Consider the following 13,897-nt stretch of genomic DNA (forward strand, 5'->3'; position numbering starts at 1 on the left):
GGCGGGTCACTGCCTGCCATCCTGCCCCCTCGGCGCGGCCGCCGCCGGTCCCGGCCCGCGACCGGTCAGAGCGGGCCGAGGGGGACGGTGGTGCCGGTGAGGGTGTCGTAGCTGCGGCCCGCGTCGAAGCTGCCGGTCAGGTCGGGGTGGCGGCCGACCACGGTGTGGGCGAGTGCCAGCTCCTCGGGCTCCAGCCGTCGGGTCAGGCCGATGTGCGGGGCCCAGCGGCCGGGCAGGTAGTGCGGGTTGGGGTCCGCGGCGCCGTCCAGCAGGAGCCAGACGCGGCGGTGCAGGTCGACCAGTTCGAAGGTCGGGACCACCGCCCAGCTCAGCACCCGCCGGCGGCTGCGCGCGGAGAAGGACAGCAGTCCGGTCAGCCGGACCGGCAGCGGCAGCGCCTCGGCCAGCAGTTCGCCGACCGCGTCGAGCGCCCCTTCGGGCGCGGCCCCGCAGGAGGCCAGGGTGAGGTGCGGCCGGTGCCCGGGGTGGGTGTTGTGGGCGAGGCTCGGGAGGCCGGCCTCCGAGAGCTGCTGCCAGACCTCGCGCACCGCCGCGTCGAGGGCGGGCGCGCAGGTCAGCTCGACGGTCTGCATGGGCCCACGCTACGGCCCGGCCCCGGCGCCCCGGCCGACGGGGTTCACCGCCGCGGCGGCCCTGCACGGGCGCCCGGCCGCCCACCGGGCGACCATGCGAGGGTGACCACCACCGAGAGCAGCCCGCCGGTCCCGGCCGCCGCGCCGCCCGTCCTGGACCGGCGGCAGCGCAACGTCGTCTTCGTCACGATCATGCTCGGCATGCTGCTGGCCGCCCTCGACCAGACGATCGTCGGCACCGCGCTGCCGACGATCGTCTCCGACCTCGGCGGCGCCCAGCACATGTCGTGGGTGGTCACCTCGTACCTGCTCGCCGAGACGGTCACCACCGCGCTGGTCGGCAAGTTCGGCGACCTGTTCGGCCGCAAGCTGGTCTTCCAGGTGTCGGCGGTCGTGTTCATCACCGGCTCGTTCCTGTGCGGCCTGTCCACCGACATGCTGATGCTGATCGCCTGGCGGGCCATGCAGGGCGTCGGCGCGGGCGGCCTGATGGTCACCTCGATGGCGCTGATCGCCGACGTGATCCCGCTCCGCGAACGCGGCAAGTACCAGGGCGCGATCGGCGCGGTCTTCGGCGTGGCCACCGTCATCGGCCCGCTGCTCGGCGGCCTGTTCACCGACCACCTGACCTGGCGCTGGGCGTTCTACGTCAACGTGCCGATCGCGATCGTGGTGGTGCTGGCCGCGGCCCGGACGATCCCCTCGGTGCGGGCCCCCGGCCGCCCGGTGATCGACTACCTGGGCATCGCCCTGGTCGCCGTCGGCGCGAGTGCGGTGATCCTGGCGACCAGCTGGGGCGGCAACGAGTACGCCTGGAGCTCGCCGGTCATCCTCGGCCTGTTCGTCGGCGGCGCCGTCGCCCTCGGCCTGTTCTGCTGGGTCGAGACCCGGGCCGCCGAGCCGATGCTGCCGATGCGGCTGTTCCGCAACCCGGTCTTCACCGTCTGCGCGGTGCTCAGCTTCATCGTCGGCTTCGCGATGCTCGGCGCGCTGACCTTCCTGCCGACCTTCCTGCAGTACGTCGACGGGGACTCGGCCACCGTCTCCGGGGTGCGGACCCTGCCGATGGTCTTCGGCCTGCTGATCGCCTCGGTGTTCAGCGGCACCATGGTCAGCCGCACCGGCCGCTACCGGATCTTCCCGATCGTCGGCTCGGCCGTGATGGGCGTCGGCCTGTACCTGCTGTCGCTGATGGACGCCGACACCCCGGCCTGGCTGCAGTCCCTCTACATGCTGGTGCTCGGGGCCGGCATCGGCCTGAGCATGCAGGTGCTCACCATCGCCGTGCAGAACACCGTCGACTACGCCGACCTCGGCACCTCCACCTCCGGCGTCACGTTCTTCCGCACCCTCGGCAGTTCCTTCGGCACGGCCGTGTTCGGCACCATCTACACCAACACCCTCGGCCCCCGGCTCGCCGAGGGCATCGCGACCTCCGCCCGGCTCACCGGCGCCGACCCGGCCGTCCTGGTGAACGCCGCCCAGAACCCGAAGGACCTGCACGCGCTGCCCGCCGACCAGGCCGCGCCGATCGTCGACGCCTACGCGGACGCCCTGCACACCGTGTTCCTCTGGACGGTGCCGGTGGCCGCGGTCGGCTTCGTCGTCGCGCTCTTCCTCAAGCAGGTGAAGCTGCGCGACTCCACCCGCGCCTCCTCCACCGACATGGGCGAGGGTTTCGCCTCCCCGGTCTCCGGGGACTCGGCGCGGGTGCTCGAACTCTCCGTCGCCAAGATCATCCGAGGTACCGACCAGGACACCGCCAGGGACGTCGTCGCCCGGTCCGGCACCCGGCTGGACATCGCCGTGGCCTGGGCCGTCATGCAGGTCGAACTGTTCACCCGGACGGTCGGCCACGCCTCGCTCACCCTGATCGCGGCCCGCCGGCGGCTGCCCGGCGAGGTGCTCGAACCGGTCTTCGACCGGGCCGTCGGCGAGGGCTGGCTGTCCCGGGTGAACGGCTACTACATGCACACCGAGGCGGGGCAGCGGGAGGCCGAGCGGATCGGCGGCGCCTGGGCCCAGTGGCTGAACGACCAGCTGGAGCAGGAGGCGGGCCGCCCCCGCAGCGCCGAACTCCGGGCCGCCGTCCACGCCATCGCCAAACGCCTCATCGCCGAGGACCTCACCGAGGGCCTCCCGTCCCGCGAACCGGGCGACCCGGCGGGGGCCGGCAAGCACTAGAGGGCCACCGGGGGCGCGTGGGATACCTCCCGGTGGGTGCCTCAGTCCCGCAGGGTGGCCGCGAGGAGGGCCACGTCGTCGTCGGCGGTGGGGGAGAGGCCGGTGAGGACGGCGTCCAAGAGCTGTTCGCCGCCGGCGTGCGGGGGGAGCCGCAGGCGGGTCAGCCGGGCGAGCGAGGCGTCGATGGCCTCGTCGCGGCGCTCGACCAGCCCGTCGGTGTAGAGCAGCAGGTGGTGGCCGGGCGGGCACTGCGCCGTCACCTCGGGGAACCCGCCGAACCCGGCGGCGAGTGGCGGGCCCGGCTCGACCGACAGCAGGCGGACCGTCCCGTCGGGGGCGACCAGGGCCGGCGGCAGGTGCCCGGCGCTGGCGAAGGTGCAGGTGCCGCTCCGCGGGGACATCACCACCGCGAGGCAGGTCGCCGGGCGCCCGGTGGCGAGCGGCGCGGTCAGCCGGTCCATCCGGTCCAGGACGCGGCCGGGCGGCAGGTTCCCGGCGGCGACCATCCGCAGCATCGCCTGGTAGTGGCTCATCTCGACGGCGGCCTCCAGGCTGTGCCCCATCACGTCGCCGATGGCCAGCAGGGTGCTGCCGTCCGGGCGGGCCACCGTCTCGTAGAAGTCGCCGCCGACCAGGGCGCTCGCCCCGGCGGGCCGGTAGCGGAAGGCCACTTCGAGGCCCGGGTGCGGGGCGCCGGGCTCGGCGAGGAGGGCGCGCTGCAGGTCGAGGGCGATGCCGTGCTCGCGGGTGAAGCGGCGGGCGTTGTCGATGCTGACGGCGGCCCGCAGCGCCAGGTCCGCGACCACCACGGTGTCCTCCGGGGTGAACACCGGCGAGCTGCCGGCCCGGATCAGGGTGACCGTGCCGAGGGCGCGGCCGCGGGCCAGCAGCGGCACCACCAGACCGGAGTGCACGCCGCCGCGGCGCAGCGCCGCCAGCCGGTCGGGGTGTGCCGCGGCCCGGCCGAGGCGGTCGTCGGCCGGCATGTTCTCGATCACCGGGCGGCCGCTCTCCAGCGCCCGTCGGGCGGCCGAGCCGGGCTGGTGGTCGATGTGCTCGCCGGCCTTGCCGAGGGCCGCCGCGGTCTCCTCCAGTTCGGGTACGGAGACCAGGGAGGCGCGGAGCAGCCGCAGGACGCCGGGGAGGGTGTGCGCGGCGGGGGCCTCCTCGGGCGGCAGCACGTCCACCGAGGCGGCGTCGCCGAGCTCGGGGACGAGGAAGCGGGCGAGTTCGACGCAGGTGGTGTCCATGTCGAGGGTGGTGCCGATCCGGGTGGAGGCGCTGTCGAGCATGGCGAGCCGCTCGCGGGCGCGTTCCAGTTCGTTCTGCTGCTGCCGGGAGGCGGTCACCTCCAGCACGATGCCGGCGATGCCGACGACCGTGCCGTCGACCTCCAGCCGGTGGTAGGCGCCGTGGAAGTAGCGCCGGGCGAGCGGGGAGGGCACCCGGGTCTGGCCGCTGGAGGTGGTCTCGCGGGGGACGCCGTCGGCGAGCACGGCCCGCAGCACGTCGAGCCGGGCGTCGATGCCGGGCACGACCTCGGCGATGGTGCGGCCGATGTGGTCGGCGGCCGGGGCGCCGTTCAGTCGGGCCAGCGCGGTGTTGACGTACACGTACCGCAGGTCGGTGTCGAGGACGCCGACCGCGCCCGGTGTGCCCTCCAGGAGCTCGCGCACGGGGGACGGCAGCGCACGCCACACGTGGTCGTGGGACACCGGCGTCACCGCCTTCCGGCAGCAGGTCTGCCCTCCATCGTCGCGGGCGGGCCGGGCGGCTGCATCCGCACCCGGCCCGGCGCCGACTTGCCGCCCGCCCGGGCGCTGACAAGGTGGAGAGCGAGCCCTAGGCCCGGAGAGGGGTGCACCCGTGCAGCCGAACGACCGCGTCCGCACCGACACCGCTCTGCTGGAGGCGCTGTTCACCCGTGCCCCGGCCGGTCTGTTCGTGCTCGATCCGGATCTCCGGGTGGTGCGCTTCAACACCGCTGCGCGCGGCATGCGCGGCATGCCGCCGGACGCCGTGGTCGGCCGGACGGTGGAGGAGTTCGCCCCCGGGTTCCCGCACGAGAAGCTGACCGAGGTCGCCCGGTCCGTGCTGGCGACCGGCAACTCGGTGCGGCGCCTGCGGGTCTCCGGCACCCTCCCGCACGACGACAGCAAGCGGATGGTGGTGTCGCTGTCGGTCTTCCGGTTGAACGCCCCCGGCGGCCGGGTGCTCGGCCTCGCCGTGATGGCCGAGGACGTCACCGAGCAGCAGAACACCGCGGACCGGCTGGCGATCCTGCACGACGCCCAGCGGCTGATCGGCTCCACCCTGGACGCCTCCGCGACCGTCGGCGAACTCGCCGAGGTGACGATCGGGCGCTTCGCCGACGTCGTGATCGTCGACCTGCTGGACGACGTGCTGCGGGGCCGCCGGCTGCAGGCCGGGCCGGTCGCGGCGGACGCGCCGCTGCGCCGGGTGGTGCTGCGCTCCGTGGAGGAGTTCCAGAGCAGGACACCGGACGGCGAGCTGACCTCCCTGCACTTCCCGACCGTGCTCAGCCAGAGCATGCACGACCACCGGCCCCGGCTGATCGCCCGCCTCACCCCGGACGAGCCGCTGCTGTCGGCCGACCCGGTGCGGGCCCGGCGGCTCGCCGAGGCCGGCGCGCACTCGCTGATCGTCGCGCCGCTCACCGTGCACGGCACCGCGCTCGGCCTCGCCGTCTTCGTCCGCACGGCCACCGAGGAGCCGTTCGACCAGGGGGACCTCGAACTGGCGGCGGAGCTGGCCGACCGGACGACGCTCAGCGTCCACCGGGCCTGGCAGTACCTGCACGAGCGGACCATCGCGACCGCCCTGCAGCGCCGGCTGCTGCCCGTCCGCCCGCCCGAGCTGCCCGCCGTCGACACCGCCTACCTGCACCTGTCCGGTGACGCCGGGGCCGACTGGTTCGACGTCGTCCCGCTCTCCGGCGGCCGGGTCGCCCTGGTCTGCGGCACGGTCGCCGGACGCGGCGTCGAGGCGGCCGCCACCATGGGCCAGCTGCGCACCGTCGTGCAGACCCTGGCCCGGCAGGACCTGCCGGCCGACGAACTGCTCGGCGTCCTCGACGAGACCGTCCGGCGGCTGGCGGAGGAGACCGTCCCCGAACCGGGCGAGCCGCCCGTCCTCGCCAGCTGCCTCTACCTCGTCTACGACCCGGTGACCGGCCGGTGCAGCGCGGCCGCCGCCGGCCACCCGCCGCTGGTGCCGATCGCCCGCGACGGCAGCCTGCTGGACTTCGAGGTGCCCGTCGGCCCGGCGCTCGGCCGCGGCGGCGGCGAGGGCTACGAGGCGGTCCACGTCGAACTGCCCGAGGGCAGCCTGCTCGCCCTGCACACCCGCGGCCTCACCGCCGGCTCCGACACCGGCGACCGCTCCGGCCGGAACCGGCTGCGCAGGCTGCTCGCCCACCCCGACCGCAGCCTGCGCGAACTGTGCGACGACGTCGCGTACGCCGCCGTCCCGCACCGCCTCGACGAGGACGCGCTGCTGCTGCTCGCCCGGACGAAGCTCTTCGGCAGCGACCGGGTCGCGCTGTGGACGCTGCCCGCCGACCCGGCCGTGGTCTCCACCGCGCGCACCCTCGTCTCCCAGCAGCTCGCCGCCTGGGGGCTGGAGGCGATCGCCGCGGACACCGAACTGATCGTCAGCGAGCTGGTCACCAACGCCATCCGCTACGGCCGCGGGCCGGTGCGGCTGCGGCTGATCCGCGACCGCGGGCTGCTCTGCGAGGTCTCCGACAGCAACTCGGCCGCCCCGCACATGCGGCTCGCCCGCAGCGGGGACGAGGGCGGCCGCGGCCTGTTCCTGGTGATGCACCTGAGCCGCCGCTGGGGCACCCGGTACGGCGAGCGCGGCAAGACCGTCTGGTCCGAGCAGCCCGTCCCCGAGTCCGTGCGGGCCGCAACCATCGCATGATCAACTCGTTGGATGATCTGCAGTCCACCCCGGCTGCAGTCCACCCGGCTGCCGCCCGAACCGCGGGGCCCGTCCGACGATCCGCGCCGCGGGGCGGGACTCGACGCGAACCGCCGGACCAGCACTAGCCACCGGAGCCCGCTCCCATGGACCGCCCCACCCCGCGCCGCCCCGCGCCGCGGCCCGCCGCTCCCCGCCCGCCCGAGCCGGACGCGGCCGAGCCGCCGGGGCCGCTCCCCGGCGGCCCGCCGCGCGAGGACGCGGTGCAGAGCGACGCCGAGGAGGTCCTGGTCGTCAACTACCGCCGCCTCGCCCGGATCGCCTACCTGGTGCTGCCCGCCGGGGCCGACCGCCGCCGGCGCCTGCTGCGCGCCCACGCCGTCACCCAGCGCGCCCTGGCCGGCCCGCCCTGGCACCCCGCCGCCCGCCGCGGCCCCGCCGAGGAGCTCTACGAGGAACTGCGCGACCGCGTGGTGTGCCGCGCCCTCGGCGCCGCCCACCGGCCCGGCGACCGGGCCGTCCGGCTGCTGCCGCAGGTCTGGGGCCTGCGGCTGACCACCGCCGACGGCGGCCCGGAGGCCGTTGCCCTGGACCGCGCCCTCGCCGCACTGAGCCCGGCCGGACGCGCCGCCTACGCGCTGCGCGCCGTGGACGGCCTGCCGCCCGCCGAGGTCACCGCCGTCCTCGTCCGGGCCGGCGGGACACGCCCCGACCGGGCCCGCCGCGAGGCCGCGGCCGTCCCCGCCGACCTCGCCGCCCAGTGGGACGGCGAGCGCTTCGACCCGTGCACCGTGCGCGTCCAGCCCGCCGACCTGATCCGCCGCCGGCGCGCCGCCCGGATCGCCGGCGCGGCCCTGCTGTTCCTGCCGTTCGCCGTCGGTGCCCACATGCTCCGGCACGAGTCCCGCGCGCCCGCCCTCCGGCTGCCGAGCTCCGACGCGGTCACCGCGGCCCGTCCCGACGCACTCGTCCGGGCCGACCCCGGCCTGTGGCGCCGTACCGCCCGGCTCGACCACACCGCCTGGCCCGCCCGGGGCGACCGCACCGGCGACCGGGCCCTGCTCGGCCGCGCCCTCGCCGCCTGGGACGGCGCCGTCCCGGGCGCCGGACCCACCGGCCGCGAACCCGGCACCGCCGGCGGTCCGCCCGCCGCACCCCCGCAGCTGCTCTACGCCGGCAGCGTCGACGGCGACGAGGTCGTGCTGCTCTCCGACGGCGGCCGGATCGCCCGCTGGACGGACGGCCGCGGCCTGCAGCTCGCCCGCGCCGACGACTCCGACGTCACCACCGCCGCCGCGCTGGTGCTGCACCGCACCGGCGACGCCGTCCGCTACCTGCTCGCCCCCTGGATCTCCGAGGCCTCGCTGCGCAGCCTCCGCGCCCCCGACACACCCGCCCGCCCGCTCGGCCGGAAGGACGGCGTCACCGACCCGGTGCCCGCACCCCCGGCGGACGGCTGCCAGGACCTCACCGCCCTGCAACTGCGCTCCTCCCGCGAGGTCGCCGAGAACCACGCCTTCCTGCTCGCCGACCTCGGCGGCCTCGCCCCCGCCCACCTCACCTACACCCCGCCGCCCACCACCGGGGCCGCCCGCGCACCCCGCGAGGCCACCGGGAGCGAGGCGCTGACCACCTGGGCCCGCACCGTCTGCGCGATCCCGGAGCGCGCCCCCGGGGTGAAGGCGCTGAACGCCTGGGCCTTCGCCGTCCAGCCGCTGCCCCAGCGGGCCGGCACCGCCACCTGGGTCTGCCTGCGCACCGACCGCTGGAACGGCACCGGCTCCGCCGCCACCGAACTGCTGCTGCCCGGCGCCGCCGAACCGGCCAGGACCGGCTACGCCGAGGGCCGCGGCTGCAGCCGCTTCGACCAGGACACCGTGGCCTGGAGCCGGTGGCGCGCCCCCGACGGGCACGACCTGCTGCTCGCCGCCGCCAGCCGCCGCGTCGTCAGCCTCACCGTCCACGAGCCGGGCGCCGCCGACCGGGCCGTCCGCGACCGCACCCTGGCGGTCGAGCTGCCCGGCCCGGACCGGCCCACCGTCGAGGGCGCCCGCGCGGACGGCACCCCCGTCCGCCCGCTGTCCTGACGGGCCCGCCGCGGGCACCGCCGGCGCTCACCCGCCCGGCCGCCCCGGCGGGCCGCGAACGGCCGCGCCGCATACGGTCGTCGGGATCCCTGCGCACGGCCGGACACGACGACGGGAGGCCCGGGTGGCCACGACCAGCCTGCCGGAGGAGGCACCGCCTGCACCCCCGCCCGAGCCCGCACCGCCGCGGCGGGTCGCCCTGCGGGCCCTCCTCGCCGCGACGGGCGCCTCGCTGCTGCTGATCCTCGCGATCGTGCTCGGCAGCCGCGGACTGCGCGACTTCGACTCCGCACTGGTGCCCTACGCCGTCGCCACCGTCTTCCTCACCTTCGGCGTCGTCCACCGCTACACCGTCTGGATCTCCGCCCCCGCGGCTGCCCGCCTGTTCCGCCAGGGACGGCGCGCCGCCCTCTCCCGGCACAACCTGCGCCGGCTGCCCACCGCCCTGCCCCGGCTCGCCGTCACCTACCTCGGCTTCCAGAAGTTCCTCGGCGCCCGCTCGCACGCCCGCTGGGCCGCCCACCAACTCCTCTTCTGGGGCTGCCTGCTGGCCGCCGCCATCACCTTCCCGCTGACCTGGGGCTGGTTCACCTTCACCGCCGTCGGCCCGGACGGCCCGGGCTACCGGATGCGGCTGTGGGGCATCGAGGTCTTCGGCTTCACCTACGACAGCGCCCTCGGCTGGGCGCTCTACCACGGACTCGACCTGGCCGCCGTGATGGTGATCGGCGGCAGCGGCTACTTCCTGTGGCGCCGGATGCGCGACCGGCAGGCCGTCACCGGACAGCGCTTCGGCTACGACCTCGTCCCGCTGCTCGCCCTGATCACCGTCTCCGTCACCGGGCTCTTGCTCACCTTCTCCGAGATCGCCCTCCAGGGCGGCGGCTACCAGTTCCTGTCCGTGCTGCACATGGCGTCCGTCGTGCTCACCCTGGTCCACCTGCCCTTCGGCAAGTTCTTCCACATCGTGCAGCGCCCCGCCGCCGTCGGCATGCAGCTGTTCAAACTGGTCTCCCGCACCGACGGCGAGATCCTGCACTGCCGAAGCTGCGGACGGCCGATCGACACCGCCGCCTACGTCGCCAACCTCCGCGGCACCATGCGCGACCTCCACCTCGACTTCGACAGCTGGGCCGAGACCTGCCCCCGCTGCAAACGGGTGCTGCGCGGCGGCGCCTACCTCGCCCAGGTGAAACGGGGCTTCCGGTGACCGACTCCGCCCGCCGCATCGACCCGGTGATCGCCCCGCCCGGCACCCGCGGCTTCCGCGACGCGGGCGGCCTGCCGGCGGCCGGCTGGCGCGCCGACCTCGGCGACGAGACCCTGGTGCCCACCCACTGCTGCTTCTGCGGCGTCCAGTGCGGCATGTACCTGCGCGTCGCCGGCGGCAAGGTCTTCGGCGTCGAACCCCGCAACCACGACATCAACCGGATGCGGCTGTGTCCCAAGGGCCTCAACGCCTACCAGCAGGTCAACCACCCCGACCGGCTCACCGCCCCGCTGCTGCGCCGCTCCCGGGGCGAGCCCTTCCGCGAGGTCGGCTGGGAGGAGGCCCTCGACCACGTCGCCGAACGCATCCGCGCGATCCAGGCCGAGCACGGTCGGGACGCCTTCGGCATGCTCGGCGGCGCCAGCCTCTTCTCCGAGAAGACCTACCTGGTCGGCAAGTTCGCCCGGGTCGCGCTGCGCACCCGGCACGTCGACTACAACGGCCGGCTCTGCATGGTCAGCGCCGCCGGCGCCAACAAGCTCGCCTTCGGCATCGACCGCGCCGCCAACCCGTTCGCCGACATCCTGCAGACCGACTGCCTGCTGATCGCCGGGGCCAACGTCGGCGAGTGCTTCCCCGTGATGACCCAGTACGTGTGGGGCGCCCGGGACCGCGGCGCGGTGCTGATCGTCGTCGACCCGCGGCAGACCGCGATCGCCCGCACCGCCGACGTGCACGTGGCGCTGCGCTCCGGCACCGACTCGGCGTTCTTCAACGCGGTGCTGAACACCGTCGTCCGCGAGGGCCTCACCGACGAGGCCTTCCTCGCCGGGCACACCAGCGGCTGGGACGAGGTCCGGGCGGCCGTCGCCGCGTACACCCCCGAACGGGCCGCGGAGATCTGCGGGATCCCCGCCGAACAGGTCGTCCGGGTGGCACGGCTGTTCGGCGGCGCGCCGCGCGCCATGGCCTGGCACGCCCGCGGCATCGAGCACCACACCCAGGGCGTGGAGAACTGCCTCTCCGTCATCAACCTCTGCACCGCCACCGGCAACCTGGGCCGCCCCGGCTGCGGCTACGGCACCATCACCGGCCAGGGCAACGGCCAGGGCGGCCGCGAACACGGGCAGAAGGCCGACCTGCTGCCCGGCGGACGGTCCATCCTCGACCCGGTGCACCGCCGGCAGATCAGCGAGATCTGGGGCATCGACGAGACCGAACTGCCCACCGCCGGAACCTCGATGATGGAGATGGTGCACCAGATGCGGCGCCGCGAGATCCGCGGCCTGCTCGGCGTCTGCAACAACCCCTTCGTCTCGTTGCCGCACCACTCCGTGGTGAAGGAGGGCTACGACACCCTCGACTTCCACGTCCAGCTCGACTTCTTCCTCTCCGAGACCGCCGCCGACGCGCACGTCGTGCTGCCGGTCACCACCTGGGCCGAGGACGAGGGCGTGATGGCCAACGCCGAGGCCCGGGTGGTCAAGCACAACAAGGCCCAGGACCCGCCGCCCGGCGTCCTCACCGACACCCGGGTGCTCTGCGAACTCGCCGAACGCCTCGGCGCCGGCGACAAGTTCCGCTTCGCCGGCTCCCGCGAGGTCTTCGACGAACTGCGCCGCGCCTCCGCCGGCACCGTCGTCGACTACCACGGCATCACCTACGAGCGGCTGGAGGAGACCGGCGGCATCGCCTGGCCCTGCCCCTCCGTCGACCACCCCGGCACCCCGCGGCTGTTCGAGGACGGCCGCACCTACCACCCGGACGGCACGGTGCACCTGCAGGTCGTCGAGTGGCACCCGCCCGCCGACCCGTACGACGACGAGTACCCGATGACGCTGACCACCGGGCGCACCGTCGCGCACTACCTCTCAGGCAACCAGACCCGGCGGCTCGGCGGACTGGTCGAGCAGACCCCGCGGCCCTGGGTCGAGGTGCACCCCTCGCACGGCTTCCGCACCGGCGACGCCGTCCGCGTCGTCACCCGCCGCGGCGCGACCGTGCTGCCCGCGCTGGTCACCGAGGCGATCCGGACCGACCACGTCTTCGTGCCCTACCACTGGCCGTACCCCGTCGCCGCCAACCAGCTGACGATCGACGCCCTCGACCCGCGCTCCAAGATCCCCGAGTACAAGGTGTGCGCCGTGCGGATCGAACGGGCCGAGCACCTCGACGAGGTACCCGCCCCACCCGTGCCGCCCGGGCGCACCGCCTACCCGCAGGCGCAGGCCTCGCGCACCGACCCGCTGCCGCCGACCGCCCCGCAGGGGCGCGGCACCGCCGAGAGGGGCTGACCGGATGCTCGGCAGGACCGTCTTCATCGACCCCGGACGCTGCATAGGCTGCCAGGCCTGCGTCTCCGCCTGCCGTGAGTGCGACTCGCACCGCGGCAAGTCGATGATCCACCTCGACTACCCCGACGAGGGCCACTCGGTGGCCTCGCTGCCCACCCTCTGCATGCACTGCGAGGACCCGGTCGCGCCCTGCGCCCAGGTCTGCCCGGCCGACGCGATCCTGATCACCGCCGACGGCGTCGTCCAGGAGGCCGACCCCACCCGCTGCATCGGCTGCGCCAACTGCGTCAACGCCTGTCCGTTCGGCGTCCCCAAGATCGACCTCGACGCCAAGCTGCAGATGAAGTGCAACCTCTGCTACGACCGCACCTCCCGCGGACTGGCACCGATGTGCGCCACCGTCTGCCCGACCGGCGCCCTGTTCTACGGAACGGTCGAGGAGCTCCGGGCCGAGCGGCCCGGCGTCGAGGTCTCCGCGCAGTTCGCCTTCGGTGACGCCGAGGTGGCCACCGGCGTCGCCGTCGTCGTGCCGGCCGAGCGCCGCGCACCCGTCCCGGGCGGCCTGCTGCCGCTCGTCGAGGTCAACGGGCGGCCCACGCCCGGGAACGGAGCCCCGCGATGACCGACCCGTCGGACAACGGGGGGACCCCGCTCGAACACGCGGCGCTGGTCGACCGGATCTCCGCCGACTCCCTCACCACCCGCCGCGACTACCTGCGGATCGTCGCCACCGTCTCCGGCGGCCTCGCCGTCGGCTCCACCGTCGTCGCCGCCGGCGTACTGCCCCGGCACGGCGACGGCACCGCCACCCCGCTGCGGGTCGCCGACCGGATCGGCCGCGGCCAGGCCGTCTCCTTCGCCTACCCCGGCGAGGACGACCGGGCGATCGCCGCCCGGCTCTCCGACGGCACCCTGGTCGGCTGGTCGACGATCTGCACCCACCTCGCCTGCGGCGTCGTCCGCCGCCCCGACCACGGCCGCGACGGCGACCTGTACTGCCCCTGCCACGAGGGCGAGTTCGACATCCGCACCGGAGAGGTCACCGCCGGGCCGCCGCCCCGGCCGCTGCCCAGGGTGCTGCTCGTCGAGGACGCCCGCGGCGCGGTCTGGGCGGTCGGCACCGCCCGCTCCGGCGAGGACCCGCAGGCCGGCCTCTGTCGCGGCCTGCGCGAACGGGACCCGGACCTCGCCGACCGGATCGGCTGCGACTCGTGACCGCCCCCGAGGAGTACCACGCCGGCAGCGAACAGCCCGGCCTCAACCGGCCGCTGCACGAACGCTACCCGCAGATCCGGGCGACCAGCGGCTACGCCGACCCGCGGGTGCACTCCCCGGGCCCGGGGCCCGGCGCGGGCGGCGAGCACGAGCCGGAGCGCTCCTCGATGCTCAGCGCCCGGGTCGCACTCGTCTGCACCGTCGTGATCGGCCAGCTCTGGGCACTGACCGTGGCCACCGACGCCTGGATGGAAGGCCGCACCGGCACCGCCTGGTGGTGCACCGGATTCTCCGCGCTCTCCTTCCTGGTGGTGCTGGGCGTCTGGTGGTACGCGCCGCGCCAGGACCGGTAGCCGGCCCCGGACGGCG

General features: G+C 75.3%; 10 protein-coding genes. 8 read left to right on the plus strand and 2 right to left on the minus strand.

Translation table 11 applies throughout. The features are described 5' to 3' along the window. Positions 1-65: 65 nt before the first annotated feature. Positions 66-593, minus strand: a complete 528-nt coding sequence (locus AB0O09_RS02880) for a 2'-5' RNA ligase family protein (protein ID WP_363539552.1) — start codon at positions 591-593, stop codon at positions 66-68. A 102-nt stretch (positions 594-695) separates the two neighbouring features. Here AB0O09_RS02880 and AB0O09_RS02885 point away from each other — a divergent pair, with 102 nt between their 5' ends. Further along, a complete protein-coding gene (locus AB0O09_RS02885; protein WP_363539554.1) occupies positions 696-2,777 on the plus strand; it encodes an MDR family MFS transporter in 2,082 nt (693 codons plus the stop codon). A 41-nt stretch (positions 2,778-2,818) separates the two neighbouring features. Here AB0O09_RS02885 and AB0O09_RS02890 read toward each other — a convergent pair whose 3' ends face one another. Continuing rightward, positions 2,819-4,492, minus strand: a complete 1,674-nt coding sequence (locus AB0O09_RS02890; protein WP_363539556.1) for a SpoIIE family protein phosphatase — start codon at positions 4,490-4,492, stop codon at positions 2,819-2,821. 151 nt (positions 4,493-4,643) lie between these two features. Between AB0O09_RS02890 and AB0O09_RS02895 the strand changes: the two genes are divergently transcribed. The 7 genes from AB0O09_RS02895 to AB0O09_RS02925 all read left to right on the plus strand — a co-directional run bounded on the left by AB0O09_RS02895 (position 4,644) and on the right by AB0O09_RS02925 (position 13,881). After that, positions 4,644-6,722, plus strand: coding sequence for a SpoIIE family protein phosphatase (locus AB0O09_RS02895; RefSeq protein ID WP_363539558.1), 2,079 nt, complete (start codon positions 4,644-4,646; stop codon positions 6,720-6,722). A gap of 146 nt (positions 6,723-6,868) precedes the next feature. Next, the gene (locus AB0O09_RS02900) at positions 6,869-8,809 is read left to right on the plus strand and encodes a hypothetical protein (protein ID WP_363539560.1); all 1,941 of its coding nucleotides are present in this window, start codon (positions 6,869-6,871) and stop codon (positions 8,807-8,809) included. Between the two features lie 199 nt (positions 8,810-9,008). Then, complete coding sequence (locus AB0O09_RS02905; protein ID WP_363539759.1) at positions 9,009-10,019, plus strand: MFS transporter; 1,011 nt, start codon at positions 9,009-9,011, stop codon at positions 10,017-10,019. Continuing rightward, the gene (locus AB0O09_RS02910; RefSeq protein WP_363539562.1) at positions 10,016-12,313 is read left to right on the plus strand and encodes a molybdopterin oxidoreductase family protein; all 2,298 of its coding nucleotides are present in this window, start codon (positions 10,016-10,018) and stop codon (positions 12,311-12,313) included. The genes AB0O09_RS02905 and AB0O09_RS02910 overlap by 4 nt, the downstream gene beginning before the upstream one ends. 4 nt (positions 12,314-12,317) lie before the next feature. Next, on the plus strand, positions 12,318-12,935 hold the full coding sequence (locus AB0O09_RS02915) for a 4Fe-4S dicluster domain-containing protein (protein WP_363539564.1): 618 nt from the start codon (positions 12,318-12,320) through the stop codon (positions 12,933-12,935). Further along, on the plus strand, positions 12,932-13,528 hold the full coding sequence (locus AB0O09_RS02920; RefSeq protein WP_363539566.1) for a Rieske 2Fe-2S domain-containing protein: 597 nt from the start codon (positions 12,932-12,934) through the stop codon (positions 13,526-13,528). Before AB0O09_RS02915 ends, AB0O09_RS02920 begins: the two co-directional genes overlap by 4 nt. Continuing rightward, positions 13,525-13,881, plus strand: coding sequence for a DUF6755 family protein (locus AB0O09_RS02925; RefSeq protein ID WP_344628105.1), 357 nt, complete (start codon positions 13,525-13,527; stop codon positions 13,879-13,881). The genes AB0O09_RS02920 and AB0O09_RS02925 overlap by 4 nt, the downstream gene beginning before the upstream one ends. Positions 13,882-13,897 lie beyond the last annotated feature (16 nt).

Origin of the sequence: Kitasatospora sp. NPDC093679 (genome assembly GCF_040683455.1) — a bacterium.
Lineage (GTDB): Bacteria > Actinomycetota > Actinomycetes > Streptomycetales > Streptomycetaceae > Kitasatospora > Kitasatospora arboriphila.